We start from the raw sequence: 23,980 nt of genomic DNA on the forward strand, positions 1-23,980 counted from the left end.
GGCTCGGCTCTCCTTACGCAAACAGGCGATCGGTGTTGGCGAAGCCGCGCACGTTCTCGGCGCACGCGCGGCGGCACGGATCATCTTCCGGCGCGGCCCCGTCCACCGGATACGCGCGGTACGCGATCAGCTTCACGGCCTTCGGCGCGTAGTCGGGGTGCGGATCGAGCGGATGCGGCGCGGTCGAGAACGCCGCCAGCGTGTTCATCTCGAAGCGCAGGTCCAGCATGCTGCCGGCCGGCGAATGTCCGGCAACGAAATCGAGCGCGCCGTCGTCGCGCGTGTCGAGCTTGCTGAAGAAATTGACGTTCGCGACGAGGTCGCGCGCCGACAGCCCGTATTTCGCGAGTTCGAGCACGAGGCTGTCCCGGCCGTTGCGGATCATCGCGTTGCGATCGGCCTGGTACGAGGTCGTGCCGTACTTGTGCGCGAACAGCCGCGCATCGCCGACGCCGCCGAGCGGGTCGTGCCAGCCGAGCGTGTCGGCCGTGATCGACGCGATCACGCGCCCCATGTCGGTGTACAGCGCATGGCCGCGCGTGAGATGCGCAGTGTGCTGCGCCTTCAGCGTGTCGGCCATGTTGTAGCGTTCGAGCGGGTCTTCCTGGCGATGAAACACCGCGGACAGATTCGCGCCGCCGTCGACGTCGACGACACGCAGCGCGAGACCGCGGCGCAGGATGCCGGACCAGTGGGTTCCGGCGGGAATGAGCGTTTCCCACACGACGTGTGGCGGCGGGGCAAGGACGGCTTGGGGGCGCGGCGACATGGCGGCTCCGTGGTCGGTTGGACAAAAGGCGTGAGAGGGCGACCGAACGACATCGCGACCTCCCGGGCTTTTATCCCTCCGTGGAGCCTCGCCGTTTCCTCGAAGAGAGGAGAAGACAAGACCGGATTGCTCTCGGACCAGCCATCGCGCGGCGCGAACGCCGCACGACCGGAACCCTAGCGATCCTGAAGATGATGCAAATTGCTTCGCACCTCTCGGGCACTGACTAAGCGAGTTGCGTGCCAGCGTGTGAGGAATCGCGGTGCCACGCGGCTTTCCGGCATGCGCGCGCAGACGGACACCGCACCGGATGCGGATGGCCGCCCTCGCGGCGGGCGTGCCGCGCACCATGCGAACGCGCGCCCGCACCGGCGCAGTGCGCGCCGCGCCCGCCTACACGACACGATCGGCAATGGCATGGGCATTGCTGGATGCATGCACCTTCACTCGATACGCGACACCTCATGAACAAGCTCGACCTGCTCCGGCGCGCGCTGAGCGCGCTCTTCTCCGCCCGCTTCATCGAGCTGCAGCGCAGGTCGCGCCGCCCCTGAGCCGCCCCGCCGCGTGCCGTTGGCACGCTTCTCGCTCGGCATGACGCCGAGAGGTGCGGCGGCGTCGCATCTTAGGGGTGCTAGGGTTCCGGTTCATCGAACGTCTGGTCCGAGAGCAGCCCGGCGCGGGTGCGTCCGATCGCGAGACCGGACGCGCACGCGCTACACGGCGGGACAAAAGCCCGGGAGATTGGCGATGGCAACGGCCGTCGCGCCTCTCCGTGGCCGCTTCATTCGTTCCGCATCCGCAGGAACCGGCCACGCGGCCGGACCGCGCACGAGCACGCGCACGGTCCGTATCGACGATCCCGATCCCGGTCTCCTGGAGAAAACGATGACCCGTCCCGCCCTGGCGCTCCGCCGCCTGCTGTCCCGCCGTTCTGTCCGTCACGCCTTGGGGGCCGCCGCCGCGGCCGCCACGCTGCTCGTGACGCCCGCCGCGCACGCGGCAGCGCCGCTCAAGATCGGCTACAGCGACTGGCCCGGCTGGGTCGCGTTCCAGGTCGCACTCGACAAGGGGTGGTTCAAGGAAGCCGGCGTCGACGTCGATTTCGAATGGTTCGATTACTCGGCATCGCTCGACGCGTTTTCGGCAGGCAAGCTCGACGCGGTCGCGGCGACGAACGGCGACGCGCTCGTCACGGGCTCGGCCGGCGCGAAGAACGTGATGATCCTGCTCACCGACTATTCCGCCGGCAACGACATGATCGTCGCCAAGCCGCCGCTGCGCAGCGTCGAGGCGCTGAAGGGCAAGAAGGTCGGCGTCGAACTCGGCCTCGTCGATCACCTGCTGCTCGAAACCGCGCTGCAGAAGCACGGGCTGAAGGACGGCGACGTGACGCTCGTGAACGCGAAAACCAACGAACTGCCGCAGGTGCTCGGCTCGTCGACGGACATCGCCGCGGTGGCCGCCTGGCAGCCGAACGCGGGCGAGGCGTTGAAGCGCGCACCGGGCGCCCGTGCGATCTTCACGTCGGCGGATGCGCCGGGGCTGATCTACGACGCCATTACCGTCGCGCCGGCCAGCCTCGCCGCGCGCCGCGCCGACTGGGCCAAGGTGATCAAGGTCTGGTACCGCTGCGTCGCCTACATCAACGATCCGAAGACGCAAGCCGACGCGGTCCGGATCATGTCCGCGCGCGTCGGCCTCGCGCCGGAGCAATACCTCCCGCTGCTGAAGGGGACGCACCTGCTCGACGAAGCCGCCGCGAAGCGCGCGTTCCGCAAGGGCGACGGGCTCGATTCGATCTACGGCTCGACGCGCAACGCGAATGCGTTCAACGTGCGCAACGGCGTATACAAGCAGTCGCAGGACATCGACGCGTATATCGATCCGCGCCTCGTGATGCCGCGTTGACGGGCGCAGGACCGGGCTTCGGGCACCGGCCCCTCGCGCTCGCTTCCCCCCAAACCCGGCCGCGTCGATGCGCGGCCGCGGCCGACCCTCTCCCCGCCCCCACCTCGCCGCGATTCCACGCGATTTTGCAGAGGACCTTTCCTGTGCAACGCCTTAATCGAGCGCCGCACGATCTCCAATAATGGCCGCTCGATCCGCCGGCCACCGGGCCGGAAAAACGATAAAAACTCCTATGCATTCCTACAAGATGAACCAGCACGCCAGCACTCGACTCGCGGGGACCGCCATTGCCGCCTGCCTGACCGCTCTCGCCTCGGGCGAGGTACACGCACAGAGCAGCGTGACGCTGTACGGCCTGATCGACACGTCGATCACCTACGCGACCAACCAGCGCACGCACGGCGCCGGCTCGCCGGGCAGCGGCGCCGTCGCGATGACGAGCGGCGCACTGAACGCGTCGCGCTGGGGGCTGCGCGGCCGCGAGGATCTGGGCGGCGGGACGGCCGCGGTCTTCACGCTCGAGAACGGCTTCTCGGGCACCACCGGCGCGCTGTCGCAGAAAGGCGTCGACCTGTTCGGCCGCCAGGCATGGATCGGCCTGAGCTCGAAGACGGCCGGCACGCTCACGTTCGGCCGCCAGTACGACCTGATCCTCGATTTCGTGACGCCGCTCGGCGCGTCCGGCCCCGGCTGGGGCGGCAACCTCGCGGTGCATCCGTACGACAACGACGATTCGAACCGCAACCTCCGCATCAACCACGCGGTGAAGTACACGAGCCCGACGTACCGCGGGCTGACGTTCGGCGCGATGTTCGGGTTCTCGAACGCGGCCGGCCAGTTCTCCAACAACGCGGTGTGGAGCACGGGGGTGTCGTATGCGAACGGACCGCTGAAGCTCGGCGCCGGCTACCTGAAGATCAGCCGCGACCGCAATGCGCCGAACCCGAACGGCGCGCTCAGCACGGTCGACGGCTCGGCGACGATCACCGGCGGCAACCAGCAGATCTGGGCCGCAGCCGGCCGCTATGCATTCGGGCCGCATTCGGTCGGCGCCGCATGGTCGCACTCGACCACCGACGGCGTGACCGGCGTGCTCCAGGGCGGCGGCATCGCGCCGCTGAAGGGTGAATCGCTGGTGTTCGACAACTTCTCGATCGACGGGCGCTACGTCGTCACGCGGGCGTTGAGCCTCGCGGCCGCCTACACGTACACGATGGGCCGCTTCGACACGCGCACCGGCCAGACCCGCCCGAAATGGAATCAGGTCGTGGCGCAAGCCGACTATGCGCTGTCGAAGCGCACCGATGCGTATCTCGAAGGCGTCTACCAGAGCGTGAGCGGCGGCAACGGCAATCCCGCGTTCAACGCGACCGTCTGGACGCTGACGCCATCGGCGAACAGCAACCAGGTCGTCGTCGCACTGGGGCTGCGGCACAAGTTCTGACGACGCAAGACGGCGCGGCGCGACGCGGCTGCGCCCGCCGTGTCGGGCATGCGTTTCCAGCTCCGCCCGATCGTCATGTCCCGAACCGGAATGGCCGCGCCCGTGCGCGGCCTTTTCGCTGTGGCTTCACCCGGTGCAACGGCAAAAATGCGGCCCGGACTGTCGCATCGGCGCAAAAAAATGCGGAGAAACTGGTCACGCTGTGACATTTTTCCTAATCTGTTTGCAGCGACGCCGAGATTTGGCGTTCCGGTCGCGACACTCTTTCATATGGCGCACCACCGGCTTACGAACGTGCTTCACGTCGTGCGTGCCGGACCTTTCGCGCCATGCCGGCCGGATACGGGCGTGCCGGTCGCACGCCCCACGCGTTCAACGCAGTCAACCGCTGGAGACAAACGATGAGCAAAACGAATCGATTTGCAGTCCTGGCAACCTTCGTGCTGCTGGCCGGTTGCCACAATGCGGCGAAGACGCCCGAGAATGCCGGCACGGAGCCAACACCGTCGAGCGAAGCCGTCGCAACGGTGACGGCCGACGATCTCGACAATCCGAACAGCCCGCTCGCGAAGCGCAGCATCTACTTCGATTTCGATCAGTACTCCGTCAAGCCCGAATACCAGTCGCTGCTGCAGGCGCATGCCGACTACCTGCGCAGCCATCCGGCGCGGCGCGTGCTGATCCAGGGCAACACCGACGAACGCGGCACGTCCGAATACAACCTCGCGCTCGGCCAACGCCGTTCGCAGGCCGTGATGAGCGGGCTCGAAACGCTCGGTGTGCCGGCCACGCAACTCGAGGCGGTCAGCCTCGGCAAGGAAAAGCCGGTCGCGCTCGGCCACGACGAGGATGCGTGGGCGCAGAACCGCCGTGCCGATCTCGTCTATCGTTGATCACAGGCCGCCGCGCCGGCGGCATCCGCTTCAGGAGCAGCATCCCGGCCCACGGGCCGCAGAAGCGGCCGCGCGGTGCCGCCCGCTGCATGCTCGCGAGCAACGACACAGCGCCGGATGACGCACCGCGTCTCGTTCAACGCCGGCGTGCGAGCCGCCGATGCAGCCAGTACGACAGCACGGCCGACGTCACGATCGCATCGAGCGTGGCGATCGCGTCGATGTCGCCGACCTTGTCGGATTTCAGCAGGTAGGCCACGAGTTCGACGAAGCCGATCATCGCGCCTGCCCCGACGATCATCCCCAGCAGCACGAACCAGCGCCGCCGGATTCGCGTGCCGATTGCACCCATGATGCCGCCCGCCACGGCCGCCGGCACGAAATAGCCGAACAGGAACGATGCGAAGAAGATCAGCGGCACCATGCCGGCGCTGACTTTCAGACCCTCCCACGACGGACCGTCGATCAACGACCACGCGATCAGCATCACGGCCGGCCAGACGAGCGATGCGACCAGCGGGCCGCCGACGGCAAACGACATGCAGCCGAACACGACGGGATGGGACGGACGCGACGGCGGACGTTCTGCGGTAGCACTCATGTTTTTGTAGTCGGAACCGGAATGGCGGCTGCCGGAGTGTACCAAGGCGGCAAGATGCATCCGGTCCGCCCCTTCGCGTGCAGCGATCCACAAAATGCATGGAATAACCCGCCCGCCCGAAACGTTTCATGTTCCGTCAGCACGCAGACGCGCGGTTCACGCGAACCGGCCTTTCCAGCGTCCCGCGCGCGGCAAGGAGGCGGACATGAAATCGGCAAGGTGGGCCGCGGCGCTGATCGCCGCGCTGGTGCTCGTGCTGTCGGCGGGCTGTATGTCGTCGGGTAGCGGCCCTGCGCAGGGACCGGGCATGAGCCGGTATGGCGGTGGCGGCTCGGGAGGCAGCGGAGGCGGAGGCGGAGGTGGTAGCGGCTACTGAAGCGCCGCCGAAAAAATCGGACGACGCGTCGCCCACGAGCACCGGAAACCGGCTGACTCGCGCGCGACGCGCCGCCCTGCGGCACGACTTAACGCATGGCCTTCACGTCGGCCGGCGTGACGCTCGCGGGCTGGCCGCCCCACGTCGCACGCAGGTAGTTCGCGAGCTGCGCGAGTTCGTCGTCGCTCAGCGTGTGCGCGAAACCGGGCATCGGCTGCAGGTTCTCGAACCCGGCAAACTTCTGCTCGCCGATGCCGTCGAGCATCGCGACCAGCAGGTTGCGCGGGTCGCCCTGGCGCACCGTCGAATTGCCGTTCATCGGCACCGCCACGTGCGGCTTGCCTTCACCGTTGAAGCCGTGACAGCCCGCGCAGACCGCGAGATACACCGAGCGGCCGGCCGCAAGCTGCGCGGCGTCGGCCGCAACCGGCTTCACCGGTTGCGGCGCGGGCGGCGTATCGCCCAGCAGGTACACGGACAGCGCGCGCAGGTCGTCCTTCGTCATGGTCTGCGTGCTCAGGTGCACGACCGGGTACATTTCGCCGAACGCCGAGCCTTGCGGCGCGATGCCGACGCCGAAGAACGTCTGCAGGTCGGCGCCCGTCCAGCCGCGCGCGGCGAGGCCGGCCGGCGTGATGTCGGGCGCGGCCACGCGGCCGAGCGCGGCGCCGGCGAACGGCTTCGCGCTGTCGAGCTGGCCCGTGAACGCGCGCGGCGTATGGCATTCCGCGCAATGGCCGAGCGCACCCGCCAGATAGCGGCCGCGCTGCCAGTCGGCGGACTGGCCGATCGACGCATCGGGCAGGCTGTCCTTCAGGAACACCATGTCCCAGAAGACCATCCCGAAACGCAGGTTGTACGGGAACTTCAGCGCGTGCTCGCGGTTTTCCTGCGCGACCGGCTTGACGGTCTTCAGGTACGCGTACATCGCGTCGGAATCGGCGCGCGTGAGCTGACGGTACGACGTGTACGGCATCGACGGATACAGGCGCTTGCCCGGCGCCTTGCCGTCATGCAGCGCGGCGTAGAAATCGTCCGCGCTCCAGTTGCCGATCCCGTGATCCTTGTCGGGCGTGATATTCGAACCGTAGAACGTGCCGAACGGCGATTCGAGCGGCGCGCCGCCGGCGAACGGTGCGCCGTCCTTCGCGGTGTGGCACGCCGCGCAGTCGGCGGCCTTGACGAGGTAGCGGCCGCGCGCGATCGGGTCGGCACCCGGCGCGCCGGAAGCCGCGTTCGAGGCCGGCGCGTCATGGCCGCCGCACGCGGCGAGCAGCAGCGCGCAGGCGGCCGCGAGCGCGGGCAAGCCCGCAGCCCGCGCGACACGATGAGCGAATGTGCGTTTCATGCGGCGTCCTTCACGAGTCCCGGCGTCGTCAGCACCACGTCCTTGACGGCTTCGTAGTAGCGGACATAGCCCGTGCAGCGGCAGAGGTGCGCATCTAGCGCCTCGGTGATCGTGCGCTCGACGTCGGCCTTCGCGACCGGCTCGCGCTTCAGGCGTTCGATCAGCACGGTCGCCGCGTTGACGAAGCCCGGCGTGCAGTAGCCGCACTGGAAGCTGAAATGCTCGAGGAACTTCTGCTGGATCGGCGACAGCTCGACCACTTCGCCCGCTTCGTTGCGCTTCGCGTGGCCTTCGATCGTGCGGATCGAGCGACCGTGGAAGAAGTGCGCGCCAGTGATGCAGGTGCGCATTTCCTCGCTCGTGCCGTCCGGCTTGTCGACGATCACGACGCACGCGTGGCAGATGCCCTGCCCGCAGCCGAGCCGCGAACCGGTAAGGCCCGCGTATTCGTGCAGGAACTCGATCATCATCAGCCCTTCCGGCACCTGCATCGGGCCGACGGACTTGCCGTTGATATTGATCGACAGCGGCTTCGACTGGAACCGGACGAGCGGACGCTCGACGGCGGCCGGGGCCGAAGCCGGCACGGCCGGAGCCGGAGCCGGTGCCGATGCTGGTGCGGCCGAAGCCGCGCTCGGCGCGGAAGCGCCGGTCGCAGCGGCGCTGGCGCTCGCGGCCGAAGCCGCGGTTTGGGCGGTCGTCATGCGAGCACCTCCTGAATCTTTTGCGGGGTCACCGGCAGGTCGGTGAAACGATGGCCGATCGCGTGCGCGATGCCGTTCACGATCGCGCCGACGACGGGAATCATCACCACTTCGGCGACGCCCTTCGGCGGATCGGTCTCGGACAGCGGCGGCAGCACGTCGCCCGTCTGGGTCCAGACGGCAACGTCGGACGCGCGCGGCAGCTGGTAACGGTTGAAGTTCCACGTGCCGTTGCCGGGGCCGTCTTCGTACAGCGGCAGGTACTCGTGCAACGCGTGGCCGATGCCCATCGCGAGACCGCCCTGCAACTGGCCCGACACGAGCTGCGGCGAAATCTGGTTGCCGCATTCCATGATCGAGTGATGCGTGAGCAGCTCGACCTTGCCGGTCGCTTCGTGCACGGCCAGCTCGACCAGCGTGCCGACTGCCGTGTAGTACGTGACGGCCGCGTTGTTGCGGCTCGTCGGCGGGATGAACACGCGCTTGCGGTCCAGCACGCGGTAGCCGTTCGCGGTCGGCGCCAGCGTGCCGCGCATCGTGGTCGCGCCGGCCGGTGCGGCAGTGCCGGGCACCGGGCCGTTGTCGCCCGTCTTCGGCGCACCGACGCGCAGCGACAGCCCGTCGATCGGCAGGCGCTCGACCGTGCCGCCCACTTCGAACTCGGCGTCGGTCCACTGCCAGCGGTTGAACACGTGCACGACGGCGCCGGTCGGCAGGCCGAGCGCATGGGCCTGCTTCGCGAGCTGCTCGAACGACAGCGGCTCGAGCCCGTCGGCGGTCAGCTTGCCGTCGACCCAGCGCGCGTCCTCGATGCGGATCGTGTACGGCGCGGCCTGGCCGCCGCCGAGGCCGCGCGTCCAGATCGACATCGCGGCCGGCCACAGGCCGTAGCGGAACACCGCGCGCGCGGCTTCGCGCGTGCTGTGCGTGAAGTAGTACGCGGAGTTCGTCGCGCTCGACGGCGACGCATAGCTCGGCGACCAGCGCGGGTTCGCACTCAGGCGATCCTGGTCGGCCTGCGACATGAGGTACGGATCGCCGCTGGTCTCGACCGGCAGGTCCGGCCATTCGGTCACGGCCACGCGCACGTCCGTGGCCGGACGGCCCAGCCATTTCGCGACCGCGACGGCCTGCGACGTCGACATCCCGGTGCCGATCTCGGCCGCCGTATGCTGCAGCGACACCTTGCCGTTCTCGTCGAATTCGACCTTCGCGAACGACGCTTCCGCGCCCGTGCCGAAATCCTTCTGCACGCATGCGAAGCCGACACCGTAGCGCTTGCCCGGGTTCGCAGCCTCGTATTCGGCCTTGCGCGCGGCGCGGCGCGTCCACAGCGGATGCTGCCTCGAGCGCTCGAGCACTTCGTCCACGCGCAGCGCGCCGGCGGGAATCGCCCCCTGCGTGTTCTTCATCCCCGAACGCAGCGCGTTGCGCAGGCGGAACTCGATCGGGTCGATGTTCAGCTGCGCGGCGATTTCGTCGACCGCCATCTCGGTCGCCGCCATGCTCTGCAGCGTGCCGTAGCCACGCGCGGAACCGGCATCGATCGCGCGCGACGCGATCGCGACCGCGGCCAGGTCGCTCTTCGGGAAGTAATAGATCGATTGGGCAGCCGTCGCCCCCACCATCGCCACCGACGGCGAGAAGTTCGAGCGCCCGCCGCCGTTCGCCTCGAAGTCGCCCTTGAACGACTGCAGCAGGCCCGTGTTGCGGTCCACCGCGATCCGGTAATGCATCTTGAACGCGTGACGCTTCAGCGACGTCTGGAACTGCTCGTAGCGGTCGTTCGCGAAACGCACCGGGCGGCCGTCCGCGTACAGCGCGCAGACGAGGCCGTAGAACGGCACGTTGAAGTGATCCTTGGAGCCATAGCCGACCGTGTAGCACGGATGCACGAACAGCTTCTTCACCGGGAAGCGGCACTTCGCGACCATCGCGGCCGCGTTCTCCGCCACTTCGAGCGGCGACTGGGTCGGCACGACGAGGTGCAGCGACTGCGTCGCGGTGTCGTACCAGCAGTTCGCGTTGTCCGGTTCGAGCGCGGACGTGTCGACCGACTGCGTGTTGTACTCGCGGTCGAACACGAGCCAGTCGGCCGACGGATGGTCGAGCTCGCTGGCGATCTGCCCGGCGAGGAACATGCCCTGCTCGTCGAGCTTGCCGTGCTCCTTGCCGTCCGGCCACACCGGCAGGTGCTTGCGCATCATGCTCGGGAAGATCGGCGCGTCCTTCAGGCTCGAATAGACGTCGTCGTCATAGGCCGTCTTGCCGCCCACGCGCACGTAGCGGAAGGTGCCCCACGGATCGCGCTCGAGCGGGCCCGTGACCGCGCCGTAGCGGATCACGTCGTCGCGGAACTTGAGCGCATTCTTCGCGAAGCGGAAGCGCGCGAAGTCGTGATAGATGAGGATCGCGACCGCATGGCCGAGATACGCGGGCGTCTTGCCGGCCGGCAGCAGCATGTCGTCGCCGTAGAACGTCGGGAACGCGACGCCGTCGCGCACGAGATCGTCGGCCGTGACCACGCGGTCCGGCTTCAGGTCGTCGCCGAGCAGCGACAGGTCGAAGCCTTCGTAGATCCGGTCGGCCTGCGTGACGCGCAGGATCAGCGCATGCGACTGCTGCTGCGGCCAGTGCGGCATGTCGGCGGCGCGCACGTCACGGGCGAACACTTTCGAGCCGGTGACCTTCGCGATGCCGTCGATGCGGAATTGGGGGATGCCGGTGACGCTATCCCATTTGACGGGGGTGAGGAGTTTTTCTTCGAAGAGCGCCGCGAATGCGCGGCTGCCCAGGGGCGCGACATACACCGCGACACCCGCCAGCACGCTGGCTTTCAGAAAACCCCGCCGTGACAGGCCGTGGTTTTTCATTGGGGGGGAACCTCCTGATGCGGCTCGGACGGCGATCGGGTGTCGCGACGTTCGGAGCGGCGCGCATTCTGGCATTGTTTTAGATATATCGCCTATAGTATTTCTCGCATGAAATACTTATTGAATTTCTTATAACGGTATTCAGCCGGGCTGCGGCAGCCGGTCGCGGGGGGTGATCCGACCGCGTCGCGTGCCCGGCTACGGCGGTTTCGATCGTGTCGACCGAGCCCGGCAGGTGCGCGCGCTGTGTACGGTGACCTGTCTCCTGCCGGTCACCGGGCCGCGTTTCGTTCGCCACGATGCTGCCCCGGCGCCCACGAATGCGCAAGCCATTCGCGGGCGGGGTTAACGACTAATGGCCTGCGCAGCTAGCGGTGCCGCCCGTGTTTCATGGTAATGTCGTGCGCATCCGGCCTGGCCGGGCGTCCGCCATGTGCCGTGCGGGCGCCGCCAGCCATCGCGACATCACGCGACATCGTGTCGAGGTTAAAAACCATGGCAGTCAGGGCATCTCTCCTGCACTCCGTTCTCGCCACTCCCCCCTCCGGCAACCACCGTGTGACGGCCGCGCTGCGCCCGTCGATGCTCGTTACGCTGTTCGAAGACGTCCGACCGATGGCGCTCTCCGGGCTCGCGAGCGGCTTCGTCGCGGCCGTCGCGCTGATCCGGCTGCAGCAGCTGTGGTGCCTCGCGTGGCTGATCGCCGACGTCGGCCTCCTCATCGCGCGGCTCTCGATCGCGCGCGCGTACACCGTTCAACGCAACGCCGGCGCCGACCGCGCCGAATACTGGGCGTTGCGCTATGCACCCGTGTCGCTCATCGCGTGCTTCGTGCTCGGCCTCGGCGTGATGGGCTGCGTGCAGGCCGTCGACGTCGAGCTCGGCACGCTGTCGGTGATGGTCGCGGGCGGCGTGTTCGGCGGAATCGCGTCGCGCAATTCGGCGCTGCCGCGGCTCGCGATGATGCAGGTCACGCTCGGCGTGCTGCCGATCGGCGTCGGTGCGCTGCTGGCCCACCGGTCGGGCGCGTGGCTGCTGCTGCCGCCGCTCGCGATCTATCTCGCCGCGATGCGCACGGTCGTCCAGCGTCACTATCGCGTGCTCGTCGCGCTGATCGCCGCGCGCCAGCGCAACGCCGAACTCGTCGCGCGCTTCGACGCCGCGCTCACCTACATGCCGCACGGCCTGTGCATGATCGACGGCGAGCGCCGCGTGATCGTCGCGAACCGGCGCACCGCGCAACTGTTCGGCTCGCCGCGCGAGATCATGCTCGATACGCCGTTGCCCGCCGTCGTCGCGGCGCTCGGCGCGAACGACGCGACCGATCCCGGCGGCGCCGGTCTCGCCGCGCAGTGCGAACTCTGGCTGGGCTGCGACGAACCCGCGCCGCTCGACGTCGTGCTCGCCGACGGCCGCCAGCTCGAACTGACGCGCCACCGCGTGCCCGACGGCAACGCGGTGATCATCGTCGAGGATGTGACCGCGCGGCGCCGGACCGAGCAGCACATCCGGCATCTCGCGCGGCACGATGCGCTGACGGGCTTGCCGAACCGTCATGAACTGCATGCCGAGCTCAAGCGCATGCTCGCGCGCCGGCCGCGCGCGCCGGGCCCCGCGCTCGCCGTCATGTATCTCGACCTCGACGGCTTCAAGGCGATCAACGACCGGTTCGGCCACCAGGCCGGCGACGACGTGCTCACGCAGGTCGCCGTGCGGCTCGGCAAGACGCTGTCGTCCGGCGAGCTGGCGGCCCGCATCGGCGGCGACGAGTTCGTCGTCGCGATCGACGACACGACGATGCACACGTGCTCGCTCCTCGCCGCGCGCATCATCCGGCAGATCTCGGCGCCGTACACGCTGTCGATCGGCGAGACGGTGAGCCTCGGGATCAGCATCGGCATCGCGCTCGACGACGGGCACGGCTCGCCCGACGAACTGATCCGGCAGGCCGACAGCGCGCTGTACGAAGCGAAGTCCGCCGGCAAGGGCATCTACCGCTTCTATTCGAGCGGCAGCAGCCGGGTCACGCCGGTGACCGCGAGTTGACCCGGCGGCACACACCCGCGTTCCCCCGCCTCCGTCTCCTTCCGACGATTCAATTCCGAAACGCTTTGCGCGGCCGCACGTGACGTCGCGTGTTCGCGTGTCACGTGACGTGTTCCGTAACATCGCCGGCCGCCACCCGTCACGTTGGCTGCAGAAGCCGGCACGATCGAGGCAAAGCCAGGCTTTTCGAACCTGGCACTCTTATTGCTCCCTGTCAGGGGAAACAGGTTGTCAGGGAGACCCAACATGAATACCGTCGAAGTCCTCAGCCGCAGCGAAGCGATCGACGCACTGGACGTGATCGATGGCGAATCGCTGATCCGCCGGCTCGTGTCCGAACGCCGCATGCCGGCCGCACGCGAGGCCCGATGCGTCGACAATCCGCCGCTGACGCTGTACGGCGCATTTCGCCAGGGCATCGCCGATCACGGCGCACGCCGCGGGAATCCGTATCGCGCCGGCAGCCGTTTCTGGGCGCTGTGGGAAGAAGGACGTCTCGAAGCTGAAACATCGGGCCGGTAAGCCGGCTGCGCGCGCCGGCCCTGCCGCGGCAAGGGGCGGCGCGAAACATCCCGCCGAATGCAGCCGGCCGACCGACCGGCATGCGTTCATCGCTGCAACATCGCACGGGGGTCTCGCGTATCGGCTGCCGTGCAACTGGCCGTACCCAAGATCCATGCGTGTGCCGATTGATGGCGTTCGGCGTTGCGCGCATCGGGCACGGCGCGCGGCAGTCGTTTCCCGATAAGATGGCGAATTCCGTTCATCGAACGATGCCGCCATGACCGCCTCTTCTTCCTCGCACCGCAATCCTATCCACTGCGAAATCGATCTCGACGCACCCGGCAAGCATGCGGGCTACCTGCGGCTGCCGCATTCCGTCCACCGCTCGGCGTACGGCTGGCTGCCGATCCCGATCGTGTCGATCCGCAACGGCGACGGCCCGGTCGCGCTCGTGATGGCCGGCAATCACGGCGACGAGTACGAAGGCCAGATCATCGTGTCGCAACTGATGCGCGAGATCGAGCCCGAGATGGTCAGCGGGCAGTTGATCCTGCTGCCGATGGCGAATTTCCCGGCGGCGGATGCCGGCCTGCGCGTGTCGCCGCTCGACGCAGGCAACCTGAACCGCAGCTTTCCCGGCGATCCGACCGGCACGCCGACGCAGATGATCGCCCACTACATCGAGCACGCGCTGCTGTCGCGCGCGCAGTATCTGGTCGACCTGCACTCGGGCGGCAGCTCGCTGCTGTACCAGGGCGGCAACATGCTCGCGATCGATCCGCTCGACGCCGACGAAGCCGCGAAGCTCAACGGGCTGCTGGTCGCGTTCGGGCTGCACAATGCGTTGCTGCACGCGCCGAATCCCGTGCATTCGGCGTCGGCCGCGCGCCGCCAGGGCGCGATCTCGATCGTGACCGAACTGGGTGGCGCGGGCATGGCCGATCCGTCGCTGATCCGCATGGGCCGCCACGGGCTGCTGCACTACCTCGGCCATATCGGGCTGCTGCACGGCGCGCTCGTGCCCGATGCGCCGCCCACCGTCACGCGCTTCATGCGGGTCGACGGCGAGCGCCACTTCGTCTACGCATACGAGCGCGGGCTGTACGAGCCGCTCGTCGAACTCGGCGACCAGGTGAAGGCCGGGCAGCCGGCCGCGTGGGTGCATTTCCCCGATACGCCGCTGCGCGAGCCGGTGCTGCACCGTTTCAAAGGTGACGGCGAAGTGGTGTGCAAGCGCGTGCCCGCGCAGGTGCAGCGCGGCGATTGCCTGTTCCAGCTGGCGGAGTTGTCGGCGCCGCCGAGCATCGGCCAGACGGCCTAAATCCGGACCTCTCTCCTTTCCTTGCTGTCTGCCAGTCATGGCGGACGGCATGCGTTCGTCATTAACCAACTTGACAAATTAACTTACTTGGTTATGATCACCGATGGAAAAGAGAACGCCTCATTGCAAGCTGCTGCGCGTGAAAGCGCTCGTCGAAACCGGCCAGGTCCGGCTAACGGCGAGCGCGGTACTCGGCGCCCGGCTATTGGGTTTCACGGAACGGGAGGCGCTCGGTGTCGTGCTGTCGCTGACCGATCTCGACTTCCACAAGAGTATGACGACGTACGCCGACCACACGATCTGGCAGGACGTCTACCGACCTTTCACGGTGCGCGGCGACGTGTACCTGAAGCTGACGGTGATCGACGATGTGCTGATCGTGTCTTTCAAGGAGCGTTGAACATGAAGTGCCCTGCCTGCGGTGCCGCCAAGCTGGTCCGCGACACGCGAGACATCCCCTATACCTACAAGGGCCGGTCGACTGTCGTTCGCGATATCACCGGCGATTTCTGCCCGGCCTGCGGAGAATCGGTGCTGGATCTCGACGAGGCCACCCGTCTCGGCGAAGCGATCACCGAATTCAACAAGCAGGTGAACGCCACCCTCGTCGACCCGAAGTACATCGCGAAGGTGCGCAAGAAGCTGAAGCTGGATCAGCGCGAGGCGGCCGAGCTCTTCGGCGGCGGCGTGAACGCGTTCTCTCGTTACGAAACGGGCAAGACGAATCCGCCGCTTGCCCTCGTGAAATTGCTGAAGCTGCTGGATCGTCACCCCGATCTGCTCGCCGAAGTGCGAGCGGCCTAGGTGCTCGCCTGTCGGCACCGCGCATGCGTCAAGCACCGGCTTCGACGCATGCGCACTCCCCCCGCCACACCCACCCCATTCCCGCTGCAAGCCTTCTGACGTCCGTCGCGAAATCCTTATCGAAATTGCTTCGTTCGCCTTTGCCGGCCGCGCCGCTAACGTGTTCAAAACGGCGGCGGCCCGCCATCCGCATCCCGGCAGGATACGCACCGGCCGCCGCCATCACGACAACCGCGCCGCGATAACGGAACAGACCGGACGGGCCGCGTGCCCGCACCCCGCCAGGAACGTCCGCATCGCGCGCCCTTCGCGATGCCCATGGCCACAACCGACCGCATCATCGACACGACGCCGCTCGACGTCCGCGCGCAACCGCTGATCGACGCGTTGATCGACGAGTATTCGACCCGTTACCACGCGTATCGGCCCGACAGCCAAGCGTCCGCCCGCGAAGAACTCGCACGCTACCCGGCCGAAGTGTTCGCGCCGCCCGAAGGCGCGTTCGTGCTGCTGCTGCGCGACGGCGAAACGATCGGCGGCGGCGCGTTCAAGCGCTACGACGCGCAGACCGCCGAGCTCAAACGGATCTGGACCCGCTCGGACCTGCGCCGCCAGGGCCTCGCCCGCGTCATCGTCGAGGCGCTCGAACTGCGTGCCGCGCAGCAAGGCTATCGCCGCATCTACCTGACCACCGGTTTCCGCCAGCCCGAAGCATGGGCGCTGTACGACCGCACCGGCTATACGCGACTGTTCGATTCGTCGATCGACCCCGAAGCGTATTTCCACCTGCGGTTCGGCAAGGATCTCGCCGATCCGTCGCGCACGTCGACGCTGGCCGACCTGTGGGCGCCCGTGCCCGAACCGGTGCTGTCGCGCTGATCGCGACGGCCCCCGCTTCCCTCCGATTTCCGCTTGCCACTTCAGGACGCTTTCATGCAACGAGCCGTACCGCTTTCCTCCCGTGCCGCGCGCACGCTGGCCGCCGCGCTGATCGGCCTGACCGCATTCGCCGCAGCCGCGGCCGCCGCCACGTTCGACCTGAGCCCCGAGCAGCGCGGCCGCCCGCGCGGCGTGGCCGATGCAGCCGTCGAGCGCGCGGTGCCCGCGTCGTTCAAGTTCGCCGAACCCGGCACGCTGACGATCGGCGTTGCGCCGAGCCTGCCGCCGATCAGCTCGTATGCGACCGACGCGCGCACGGTGATCGGCTTCGACGCCGACGTCGGCCAGCTCGTGTCCGACAGCCTCGGCCGCAAGCTGAAGATCGTCGCGCTCGCATGGGCCGACTGGCCGCTCGCGCTCGAATCCGGGAAAGTCGACGCGGTGATCTCGAACGTCACCGTCACAGAGGAGCGCAAGCAGAAGTTCGATTTCTCGACCTATCGCAAGGACCAGGTCGGCTTCTACGTGCGCAACGACAGCAAGATCCAGGCGATCCGCGAGCCGAAGGACGTCGCCGGGCTGCGCATCGTGACCGACGCCGGCACCAACCAGGAAAAGATCCTGCTCGCGTGGGATCGCGAGAACGTCGCGCACGGGCTGAAACCCGTGCAGATCCAGTACTACGACGACCAGGCGATGCGCATCGTCGCCGTGCAGTCGGGCCGCGCCGACGCGGTGTTCAGCGTGAACTCGGTGCTCGCGTACCAGAGCGCGCAGCAAGGCAAGACGCGGCTCGTCGGCGCGATCAGCGGTGGCTGGCCGCGCACCGCCGACATCGCGATCGCGACGCGTCGCGGCAGCGGGCTCGCCGATCCGCTCACCGTCGCGCTGAACGGGCTGATCAAGAACGGCCGCTACCAGCAGGTGCTCGACCGCTGGAACCTCGCATCGGAAGCGATCGACCAGTCGCGCACGAATCCGCCGGGGCTGCCGAAGAGCTGAACGCCGCGCACGCTCGCCGCCCCTTCACGCCCACGCCACGCTCACGCAGGAACGCCGCTCACCATGTCTTATTCGCTTTCGTTGCTGGACAAGAGTCCGATCGCCGACGGCGCGAACGCCGCCGACGCGCTGCGCTTCACCACGACGCTCGCGCAGCGCGCCGAACAGCTCGGCTACGAACGCTTCTGGGTCGCCGAACATCACGGCACGCCGGCCTTTGCAAGCTCCGCGCCGGAGGTCGTCGTCGCGCACCTGCTCGCGCACACGTCGCGCATTCGCGTCGGCTCGGGCGGCGTGATGCTGCAGCACTACAGCCCGTTCAAGGTCGCCGAAACCTTCAAGGTGCTGGCCGCGCTCGCGCCGGGCCGCGTCGATCTCGGCATCGGCAAGGCGCCCGGCGGGCTGCCGCTGACCACGCGCGCGCTGCAGTGGTTCCACGACAAGGCGCGCAAGCCGGACTTCGCGGGCCAGCTCGCGGCGCTCGACGCGTTTCTCGGCTGGGGCGTCGCCGAGGATCATGCGCTCGCCGGCGCCGTCGCGCTGCCCGTGCCGCCGCAGGCACCCGAACGCATCCTGCTCGGCGGCTCGCCGGACAGCGGCGCGCTCGCCGCGCGCAACGGCTGGCGCTTCTGCTACGCGGGGCATTTCAACGGCGACGACGCGAACCTCGAACGCTCGCTGGACGCGTACCGCAGCGCGGGCGGCACCCGGCCGCTGGTCGCGCTATACGCGGTGGCCGCGCCGACGCGCGACGCGGCCGAGCAACTGATCGGGCCGCTGAAGATCTTCAAGCTGCAGTTCGCGGGCGGCCAGAGCTTCAATCTCGCCAGCGCGCAGGCGGCGGCCGAATTCGCGCGGCAGAGCGGCGCGTCCGACTACCGGATCGACGAGCTGCGCCCGACGGTGCTGGCCGATACGCCCGAGCGCATCCACCGCGCGCTCGATGCACTAAGCCGGCGGCTCGACGTCGATGCGTTCGTGATCGATTCGCCGGTGACCGACTACGCGGCGCGGCTCGCATCGGTCGAATGGCTCGGCGGCGCGCTGTCGGCCACGCCGGTGCAGACGGCCCTCGCGGCCGACCGCCCCCTCTCCCCTGACCAGAACATGTGACGCTCCCATGACGACCCGACGATCGATTCCCTTCGGCCTGATGCTGCAAGGCGCAGGCAGCCACATGAATGCATGGCGGCACCCGAGCAATCCGCCGGACGCGAGCATCAACCTCGAATTCGCGATCGGCATCGCGCGCAAGGCGGAAGCTGCCGGCATCGCGTTCGCGTTCGTCGCGGACGGCCTCTACATCAACGAGAAGTCGATCCCGCACTTCCTGAACCGCTTCGAACCACTGACCGTGCTGTCGGCGCTCGCGGTCGCGACGAAGAAGATCGGGCTCGCGGGCACGATCTCGACGTCGTACAGCGAGCCGTTCACGGTCGCGCGCCAGCTCGCGTCGCTCGATGCGATCAGCGGCGGCCGCGCGGGCTGGAACGTCGTGACGACGCCGCTCGAAGGCACCGCGAAGAATTTCGGCAAGGCGCATCCCGATCACGAACTGCGCTACGAGATCGCCGACGAATACCTCGACGTCGTGCAGGGCCTGTGGGACAGCTGGGACGACGACGCCTTCGTGCGCGACCGCGCGACCGGCCGCTTCTTCGACCGCGACAAGCTCCACACGCTCGACCACCACGGCCGCTTCTTCCAGGTCGCAGGCCCGCTCAACATCCAGCGCTCGCCGCAGGGGCAGCCGGTGATCTTCCAGGCCGGTTCGTCGGACACCGGCATCGCGCTCGCGGGCAAGTATGCGGATGCGGTGTTCACGCATTCGCCGTCGCTCGACGAAACGGCCGCGTTCACGCGGCGCGTGAAGCAGAGCGCGATCGAGCACGGCCGGCAAGGCAGCGACGTGAAGATCTTCCCCGGCATCGGGCCGATCGTCGGCCGCACGGCGGCCGAGGCCGAGGACAAATACCAGGCGATCCGCAACCTGCTGACGATCGACGAGGCCCTCGCGTATCTCGGCCGCTATTTCGATCACCACGATTTCACGCAGTACGCGCTCGATGCGCCGTTCCCGGAACTCGGCGAACTGGGCCGCAACAGCTTCCGCTCGACCACCGACCGGATCAAGGCCGACGCGAAACAGAAAGGCCTGTCGCTGCGCGAAACGGCGCTCGCGGTCGCCACGCCGCGCCCGAACTTCATCGGCACGGCCGAGCATGTCGCAGACGAGCTGATCCGCTGGCACGACGCCGGTGCCGGCGACGGCTTCATCCTCGGCTTTGCGGTGCAGGCGCAGGGCGTCGAGGATTTCGTCGAACTCGTGATTCCGGAGCTCGAGGCACGCGGGCGCTACAGCCGCGACCTGCCCGGTGCGACGCTGCGCGACCACCTCGGGCTGCCGCGCAAGGCCAGCCGCCACGCGGCGCCTGGCGCGTCGCACGAAACGGCGGCCGAAGCGCACGCCTGACACCCGCCGCCGCGCCGCCCGTGCGCGGCGCGCCCGCCCGACCGATTCGAGGATTTCCACCGACATGAGCGACACCACCCACCTCGGCGGCGCGCTGCCGCCGCTCTCTCCCCCCGGCGCACGCGACGCCGGCACGCGTTTCAGGATCGTGCCCGCGCGCCACCGGTCGCGCACGGCCGGCACCGTGCTCGCCGTCGCGCTGATCGCGATCGTCCTGCATTCGATTCTCGGCAACCCGCAATGGGGCTGGCCGGTGTTCGCCGAATGGTTCCTGTCGCCGCCGGTGCTGTCGGGGCTCGCGCGCACGCTGGTGCTGACGCTGCTCGGCGCGGTGTTCGGCTTCGTGCTCGGCGCGTTCGTCGCGCTGGCCCGGCTGTCGCGCTCGCGGCTGCTGTCGGCGAGCGCGTGGACATTCGTGTGGCTGTTCCGCTCGATTCCGCTGATCGTGCTGCTGCTGATCCTGAACAATCTCGGCTACCTGTACGAGCACGTGCGGCTCGGCGTGCCGTTCACCGACATCATCTGGTTCGATACGCCGACCACCGATCTCATCAGCCCGTTCCTCGCGGCCGTGCTCGGCCTCACGCTGAATCACGCGGCGTTTTCCGCGGAGGTGATTCGCGGCGGCATTCTCGCGGTCGACCAGGGCCAGCTCGAGGCGGCCGCCGCACTCGGGCTGCCGCGCGGCCGCCAGACCACGCGAATCGTGCTGCCGCAGGCGATGCGCGCGATCCTGCCGACCGCGTTCAACGACCTGATCTCGCTCGCGAAAGGCACGTCGATGGTGTACGTGCTCGCGATGCCCGAGCTGTTCTATACGGTGCAGGTGATCTATCGCCGCAATCTCGAAGTGATTCCGCTGCTGATGGTCGCCACCGTCTGGTACCTGATCATCCTGACCGTGCTGTCGGCCATCCAGGTGCAGGTCGAGCGGCACTATGCGCGCGGCGCGCTGCGCAATCCGCCGCCGTCCGTCATCACGTTCGCGCTTGCGCGTATCGGCGGGCTGTGGCGGCGTGTCACGTCCCGTCGCGCGGCATCGGTCGCGCAGGCTCACGGCGATGGCGACGCGGCGACCGCCGTCGCACCGCGCGCCGGCGGCGAAGTGGCCGTGCATGGCGTGTCGAAGCAGTTCGGCATGCAGCGCGTGCTCGACAACGTGTCGTTCGTCGCGCCGCGCGGCAGCGTGACCGCGATCGTCGGGCCGTCGGGCTCGGGCAAGTCGACGCTGCTGCGCACGATCAACCATCTCGAACGCGTCGACGACGGCTACATCGACATCGACGGCGAACTGATCGGCTATCGCCGCGACGGCGACGTGCTCTACGAGCTGAAGGAGCGCGACGTGCTGACGCGGCGCACGGCCGTCGGGATGGTGTTCCAGAACTTCAACCTGTTCCCGCACCTGACCGTGCTCGAGAACCTCGTCGAAGCGCCGATCGTCGTCGGCGGCATCACGCGCGACGCCGCCGAACGCATCGCCCGCACGCTGCTCGCTCGCGTCGGCCTCGCGGACAAGGCCGATGCGTATCCGCGCCAGTTGTCCGGCGGCCAGCAGCAGCGCGTCGCGATCGCGCGGGCGCTCGCGCTGCGCCCGAAGGTGCTGCTGTTCGACGAACCCACTTCGGCGCTCGATCCCGAGCTCGTCAACGAGGTGCTCGACGTGATCAAGGAACTCGCGCGCTCGGGCACGACGCTCGTGATCGTCACGCACGAGATCGGCTTCGCGCGCGAAGTCGCGGACAACGTGCTGTTCATGGAGCGCGGGCGCATCGTCGAAGCCGGGCCGCCGGCCGTCGTGCTCGACGCGCCGTCGCATCCGCGCACGCGTGCGTTCCTGTCGCGGGTGCTGTGATGCGCGCCGCTGCCTACCTGCGAGGTGCCGCACGATGACCGACCGGCGCCAGTTCATGACCGCCGCGCTGATCGCGGCAGCGGGCAGCCTTCCATGGCATGCGGTGCACGCGGCCGCCGCGACGGCCGACCTCGATCCGCGCCAGGCCGGCCGGCCGCGCGCGCAACCCGACGACGCGGCGATCCGTGCGGCAGCCGGCTACCGCTGGGTACGCGACGGCGCGTTCACGGTCGCGATTTCACCGCATGCGCCGCCCGTGTCGACCTACGCGACCGACGCGCGCACCGTGGTCGGCGCCGATCCCGACTATGCGCAGCTCGTCGCCGACGCGCTCGGCCGCACGCTCGTGCTGCTGCCGATCGCGTGGGCCGACTGGCCGCTCGGGTTGACGTCCGGCAAGTACGACGCGGTGATCTCGAACGTCGGCGTGACCGAGAAGCGCAAGGAGAAATACGATTTCACGACCTACCGGCTCGGGCTGCACGGCTTCTACGTGCGCACCGGCAGCCCGATCGCGAAGCTCGCCGAGCCGAAGGACATCGCCGGCCTGCGCATCATCACCGGCGCGGGGACGAGCCAGGAGCGCATCCTGCTCGAGTGGAACAAGCGCAACGTGGCGCAGGGGCTGAAGCCGGCCGAGCTGCTCTATTTCGACGACGATGCGGCAGCGCGCGTCGCGCTGCTGTCGGGTCGCGCCGATGCGGAGCTGAACCCGAACGCGTCGCTCGCGTACGAGGCCGCGCGCACGGGCAAGATCCGCCGCGTCGGCGTCGTCAATGCGGGCTGGCCGGCCAACGCCGACGTGGCGATCGCGACGCGACGCGGCAGCGGGCTCGCGCCCGCGCTGACGCTCGCGACGAACGCGCTGATCGGCAACGGCCGTTACGGGCAGGCGCTCGCGCGCTGGGGTTTGCAGAGTGAAGCGATCGCGCGTGCGGAGACCAATCCGCCGGGGTTGCCGTCGTTTTGACAACGTCGATCGGGCGATGCCCGACGTGACATCGCCCCGGCATTGCACGATGGCGATGCCGGGGCGCGTCGAAGCAACATCGTGGGCTGCAGGAGCCTACGCCGTCACCGCCGCGTGATGCCGGTCGAGTTCCGCGACGTGCGCATGAATCGCCGGAATCAGCTCGCGCCCGTAATCGAGCGCATCGTCCAGCGGATCGAACCCGCGAATCAGGAACGTCGACACGCCCAGCCGGTAATACGCACCGAGCGCCCGCGCGACCTGTTCCGGCGTGCCGACCAGCGCGGTCGAATTCCAGCGCGCGCCGGTCAGGTTCGCGACACCCATCCACAGCCGCTCGTCGAGCACGTCACCCTGCGCGGCCGCCGCCATCAGCCGTTGCGAACCCGCATTCTGCGGCGCATGGCCGGCGATCGGCTGGCCGTTCGCGAGCCGCGCCGCGCGCACGCGCTCGCGGATCGCCTCGGCCTTTTCCCACGCCGCCGCCTCGGTATCGGCGACGATCGGCCGGAACGACACGCTGATGCGCGGCGCCCGCCCGAACGGCGCGGCGGCTTCACGCACGCGCGCGATCTGCTCGCGCACCGATGCGAGCGGCTCACCCCACGTCATGTAGACGTCGGCATGCTCGCCCGCGACCGCCAGCGCGGCCGGCGACGAGCCGCCGAAATAGATCGGCACGTGCGGCCGCTGGGCGCTCTTGACGACCGGCGACGCGCCGCGCAGCCGATAGAACGCACCGTCATGGTCGACCGGCGCGTCGGCCTGCCAGATCCGTTTCAGCACGTCGAGATATTCGCCGGTACGGCGGTAGCGCGCATCGTGCGGCACGAAATCGCCGTCGCGCTGCAGGTCGGCATCGTCGCCGCCCGACACGACGTTCAGCGCCAGCCGGCCGCCGCTGAATACGTCGAGCGTCGCGATCTGCCGCGCGGCGGCCGACGGCACGATCACGCCCGGCCGGTGCGCGAGCAGGATGCGGAGGCGCTCGGTCGCGGCGGCCGCGAACGACGCGACGATGAAACCGTCCGCCGCGTTGCTGAAATGGCCGACCAGGATCTGGTCGAAGCCGGCCGCCTCGTGCGCCTGCGCGAAGCGGCGCACGTAGTCGGGCTGGACGGCCGCGCCGCCCGGTACGTCGACCTCCGCGCCGGGTGTCGCGGTGATCATGCCGATGATGTCGACTGGCATGTCGGAATGTCCTTGG

General features: G+C 68.6%; 21 protein-coding genes and 2 riboswitches. Of the genes, 15 read left to right on the forward strand and 6 right to left on the reverse strand.

Going from position 1 to position 23,980, the window contains the following annotated elements; genetic code table 11:
• Positions 1-13 precede the first annotated feature (13 nt).
• Complete coding sequence (locus tag CFB34_RS11120) at positions 14-769, reverse strand: urea amidolyase associated protein UAAP1 (RefSeq protein ID WP_089442442.1); 756 nt, start codon at positions 767-769, stop codon at positions 14-16.
• A 57-nt stretch (positions 770-826) separates the two neighbouring features.
• A riboswitch (guanidine-I (ykkC/yxkD leader) is annotated at positions 827-960 on the reverse strand.
• A gap of 432 nt (positions 961-1,392) precedes the next feature.
• A riboswitch (guanidine-I (ykkC/yxkD leader) is annotated at positions 1,393-1,514 on the forward strand.
• 143 nt (positions 1,515-1,657) lie between these two features.
• On the opposite strand from CFB34_RS11120, the gene CFB34_RS11125 reads away from it, so the two are divergent.
• The 3 genes from CFB34_RS11125 (at position 1,658) to pal (ending at position 5,017) form a co-directional block, all read left to right on the forward strand.
• Positions 1,658-2,680, forward strand: coding sequence for an ABC transporter substrate-binding protein (locus tag CFB34_RS11125; protein ID WP_089442460.1), 1,023 nt, complete (start codon positions 1,658-1,660; stop codon positions 2,678-2,680).
• Positions 2,681-2,912: 232 nt separating this feature from the next.
• Positions 2,913-4,124 carry a porin gene (locus tag CFB34_RS11130; protein WP_089442440.1) on the forward strand — a complete coding sequence of 404 codons (1,212 nt, stop codon included), beginning with the start codon at positions 2,913-2,915 and terminating at the stop codon, positions 4,122-4,124.
• A gap of 401 nt (positions 4,125-4,525) precedes the next feature.
• A complete protein-coding gene (pal, locus tag CFB34_RS11135; protein WP_089442439.1) occupies positions 4,526-5,017 on the forward strand; it encodes a peptidoglycan-associated lipoprotein Pal in 492 nt (163 codons plus the stop codon).
• Positions 5,018-5,153: 136 nt separating this feature from the next.
• Here the strand turns inward: pal and CFB34_RS11140 are convergent, their stop codons facing one another.
• A complete protein-coding gene (locus CFB34_RS11140) occupies positions 5,154-5,618 on the reverse strand; it encodes a hypothetical protein (protein WP_089442459.1) in 465 nt (154 codons plus the stop codon).
• 205 nt (positions 5,619-5,823) lie between these two features.
• Between CFB34_RS11140 and CFB34_RS11145 the strand changes: the two genes are divergently transcribed.
• Entirely contained in the window at positions 5,824-5,994 is a 171-nt protein-coding gene (locus tag CFB34_RS11145) for a hypothetical protein (RefSeq protein ID WP_179243732.1), read from the forward strand.
• An 88-nt stretch (positions 5,995-6,082) separates the two neighbouring features.
• Here the strand turns inward: CFB34_RS11145 and CFB34_RS11150 are convergent, their stop codons facing one another.
• Genes CFB34_RS11150 through CFB34_RS11160 form a run of 3 tightly spaced genes read right to left on the reverse strand, consistent with a single transcriptional unit; the run spans position 6,083 to position 10,919 of the window.
• Positions 6,083-7,342: a cytochrome c gene (locus CFB34_RS11150; protein WP_089442438.1), complete on the reverse strand. Its 1,260-nt coding sequence runs from the start codon at positions 7,340-7,342 to the stop codon at positions 6,083-6,085.
• The gene (locus tag CFB34_RS11155; RefSeq protein ID WP_089442437.1) at positions 7,339-8,046 is read right to left on the reverse strand and encodes a (2Fe-2S)-binding protein; all 708 of its coding nucleotides are present in this window, start codon (positions 8,044-8,046) and stop codon (positions 7,339-7,341) included. The genes CFB34_RS11150 and CFB34_RS11155 overlap by 4 nt, the downstream gene beginning before the upstream one ends.
• Positions 8,043-10,919 carry a molybdopterin cofactor-binding domain-containing protein gene (locus tag CFB34_RS11160; RefSeq protein WP_089442436.1) on the reverse strand — a complete coding sequence of 959 codons (2,877 nt, stop codon included), beginning with the start codon at positions 10,917-10,919 and terminating at the stop codon, positions 8,043-8,045. The genes CFB34_RS11155 and CFB34_RS11160 overlap by 4 nt, the downstream gene beginning before the upstream one ends.
• Before the next feature lie 495 nt (positions 10,920-11,414).
• Here CFB34_RS11160 and CFB34_RS11165 point away from each other — a divergent pair, with 495 nt between their 5' ends.
• From CFB34_RS11165 to CFB34_RS11220, 11 genes are all read left to right on the forward strand, one after another.
• Positions 11,415-12,965: a sensor domain-containing diguanylate cyclase gene (locus CFB34_RS11165; protein WP_089442435.1), complete on the forward strand. Its 1,551-nt coding sequence runs from the start codon at positions 11,415-11,417 to the stop codon at positions 12,963-12,965.
• A 246-nt stretch (positions 12,966-13,211) separates the two neighbouring features.
• A complete protein-coding gene (locus tag CFB34_RS11170) occupies positions 13,212-13,487 on the forward strand; it encodes a hypothetical protein (RefSeq protein WP_089442434.1) in 276 nt (91 codons plus the stop codon).
• 259 nt (positions 13,488-13,746) lie between these two features.
• Positions 13,747-14,790: a succinylglutamate desuccinylase/aspartoacylase family protein gene (locus tag CFB34_RS11175; RefSeq protein WP_089442433.1), complete on the forward strand. Its 1,044-nt coding sequence runs from the start codon at positions 13,747-13,749 to the stop codon at positions 14,788-14,790.
• Between the two features lie 103 nt (positions 14,791-14,893).
• A complete protein-coding gene (locus CFB34_RS11180) occupies positions 14,894-15,190 on the forward strand; it encodes a type II toxin-antitoxin system MqsR family toxin (protein ID WP_089442432.1) in 297 nt (98 codons plus the stop codon).
• A 2-nt stretch (positions 15,191-15,192) separates the two neighbouring features.
• Entirely contained in the window at positions 15,193-15,594 is a 402-nt protein-coding gene (locus CFB34_RS11185; protein ID WP_089442431.1) for a type II TA system antitoxin MqsA family protein, read from the forward strand.
• Between the two features lie 318 nt (positions 15,595-15,912).
• A complete protein-coding gene (locus CFB34_RS11190; RefSeq protein ID WP_089442430.1) occupies positions 15,913-16,473 on the forward strand; it encodes a GNAT family N-acetyltransferase in 561 nt (186 codons plus the stop codon).
• Between the two features lie 54 nt (positions 16,474-16,527).
• Entirely contained in the window at positions 16,528-17,475 is a 948-nt protein-coding gene (locus tag CFB34_RS11195; RefSeq protein WP_071332567.1) for an ABC transporter substrate-binding protein, read from the forward strand.
• A gap of 63 nt (positions 17,476-17,538) precedes the next feature.
• Positions 17,539-18,588: an LLM class flavin-dependent oxidoreductase gene (locus CFB34_RS11200; protein ID WP_089442429.1), complete on the forward strand. Its 1,050-nt coding sequence runs from the start codon at positions 17,539-17,541 to the stop codon at positions 18,586-18,588.
• A gap of 7 nt (positions 18,589-18,595) precedes the next feature.
• Complete coding sequence (locus tag CFB34_RS11205; protein ID WP_089442428.1) at positions 18,596-19,948, forward strand: LLM class flavin-dependent oxidoreductase; 1,353 nt, start codon at positions 18,596-18,598, stop codon at positions 19,946-19,948.
• Between the two features lie 64 nt (positions 19,949-20,012).
• The gene (locus tag CFB34_RS39030) at positions 20,013-21,803 is read left to right on the forward strand and encodes an amino acid ABC transporter permease/ATP-binding protein (protein WP_089442427.1); all 1,791 of its coding nucleotides are present in this window, start codon (positions 20,013-20,015) and stop codon (positions 21,801-21,803) included.
• Between the two features lie 34 nt (positions 21,804-21,837).
• The gene (locus tag CFB34_RS11220) at positions 21,838-22,773 is read left to right on the forward strand and encodes an ABC transporter substrate-binding protein (RefSeq protein ID WP_089442426.1); all 936 of its coding nucleotides are present in this window, start codon (positions 21,838-21,840) and stop codon (positions 22,771-22,773) included.
• Positions 22,774-22,869: 96 nt separating this feature from the next.
• Here CFB34_RS11220 and CFB34_RS11225 read toward each other — a convergent pair whose 3' ends face one another.
• Positions 22,870-23,964 (reverse strand): LLM class flavin-dependent oxidoreductase, encoded by a 1,095-nt coding sequence (locus tag CFB34_RS11225; protein ID WP_089442425.1) that lies wholly within the window; start codon positions 23,962-23,964, stop codon positions 22,870-22,872.
• Positions 23,965-23,980: the final 16 nt, after the last annotated feature.

Source organism: Burkholderia sp. HI4860, from assembly GCF_002223045.2.
Classification (GTDB): Bacteria; Pseudomonadota; Gammaproteobacteria; order Burkholderiales; family Burkholderiaceae; genus Burkholderia.

Coding starts and splice junctions, on each gene's coding strand:
- CFB34_RS11120 (WP_089442442.1), bottom strand. CDS start 769: ATGTCGCCGCGCCCCCAAGCCGTCCTTGCCCCGCCGCCACACGTCGTG.
- CFB34_RS11125 (WP_089442460.1), top strand. CDS start 1,658: ATGACCCGTCCCGCCCTGGCGCTCCGCCGCCTGCTGTCCCGCCGTTCT.
- CFB34_RS11130 (WP_089442440.1), top strand. CDS start 2,913: ATGCATTCCTACAAGATGAACCAGCACGCCAGCACTCGACTCGCGGGG.
- pal (WP_089442439.1), top strand. CDS start 4,526: ATGAGCAAAACGAATCGATTTGCAGTCCTGGCAACCTTCGTGCTGCTG.
- CFB34_RS11140 (WP_089442459.1), bottom strand. CDS start 5,618: ATGAGTGCTACCGCAGAACGTCCGCCGTCGCGTCCGTCCCATCCCGTC.
- CFB34_RS11145 (WP_179243732.1), top strand. CDS start 5,824: ATGAAATCGGCAAGGTGGGCCGCGGCGCTGATCGCCGCGCTGGTGCTC.
- CFB34_RS11150 (WP_089442438.1), bottom strand. CDS start 7,342: ATGAAACGCACATTCGCTCATCGTGTCGCGCGGGCTGCGGGCTTGCCC.
- CFB34_RS11155 (WP_089442437.1), bottom strand. CDS start 8,046: ATGACGACCGCCCAAACCGCGGCTTCGGCCGCGAGCGCCAGCGCCGCT.
- CFB34_RS11160 (WP_089442436.1), bottom strand. CDS start 10,919: ATGAAAAACCACGGCCTGTCACGGCGGGGTTTTCTGAAAGCCAGCGTG.
- CFB34_RS11165 (WP_089442435.1), top strand. CDS start 11,415: ATGGCAGTCAGGGCATCTCTCCTGCACTCCGTTCTCGCCACTCCCCCC.
- CFB34_RS11170 (WP_089442434.1), top strand. CDS start 13,212: ATGAATACCGTCGAAGTCCTCAGCCGCAGCGAAGCGATCGACGCACTG.
- CFB34_RS11175 (WP_089442433.1), top strand. CDS start 13,747: ATGACCGCCTCTTCTTCCTCGCACCGCAATCCTATCCACTGCGAAATC.
- CFB34_RS11180 (WP_089442432.1), top strand. CDS start 14,894: ATGGAAAAGAGAACGCCTCATTGCAAGCTGCTGCGCGTGAAAGCGCTC.
- CFB34_RS11185 (WP_089442431.1), top strand. CDS start 15,193: ATGAAGTGCCCTGCCTGCGGTGCCGCCAAGCTGGTCCGCGACACGCGA.
- CFB34_RS11190 (WP_089442430.1), top strand. CDS start 15,913: ATGGCCACAACCGACCGCATCATCGACACGACGCCGCTCGACGTCCGC.
- CFB34_RS11195 (WP_071332567.1), top strand. CDS start 16,528: ATGCAACGAGCCGTACCGCTTTCCTCCCGTGCCGCGCGCACGCTGGCC.
- CFB34_RS11200 (WP_089442429.1), top strand. CDS start 17,539: ATGTCTTATTCGCTTTCGTTGCTGGACAAGAGTCCGATCGCCGACGGC.
- CFB34_RS11205 (WP_089442428.1), top strand. CDS start 18,596: ATGACGACCCGACGATCGATTCCCTTCGGCCTGATGCTGCAAGGCGCA.
- CFB34_RS39030 (WP_089442427.1), top strand. CDS start 20,013: ATGAGCGACACCACCCACCTCGGCGGCGCGCTGCCGCCGCTCTCTCCC.
- CFB34_RS11220 (WP_089442426.1), top strand. CDS start 21,838: ATGACCGACCGGCGCCAGTTCATGACCGCCGCGCTGATCGCGGCAGCG.
- CFB34_RS11225 (WP_089442425.1), bottom strand. CDS start 23,964: ATGCCAGTCGACATCATCGGCATGATCACCGCGACACCCGGCGCGGAG.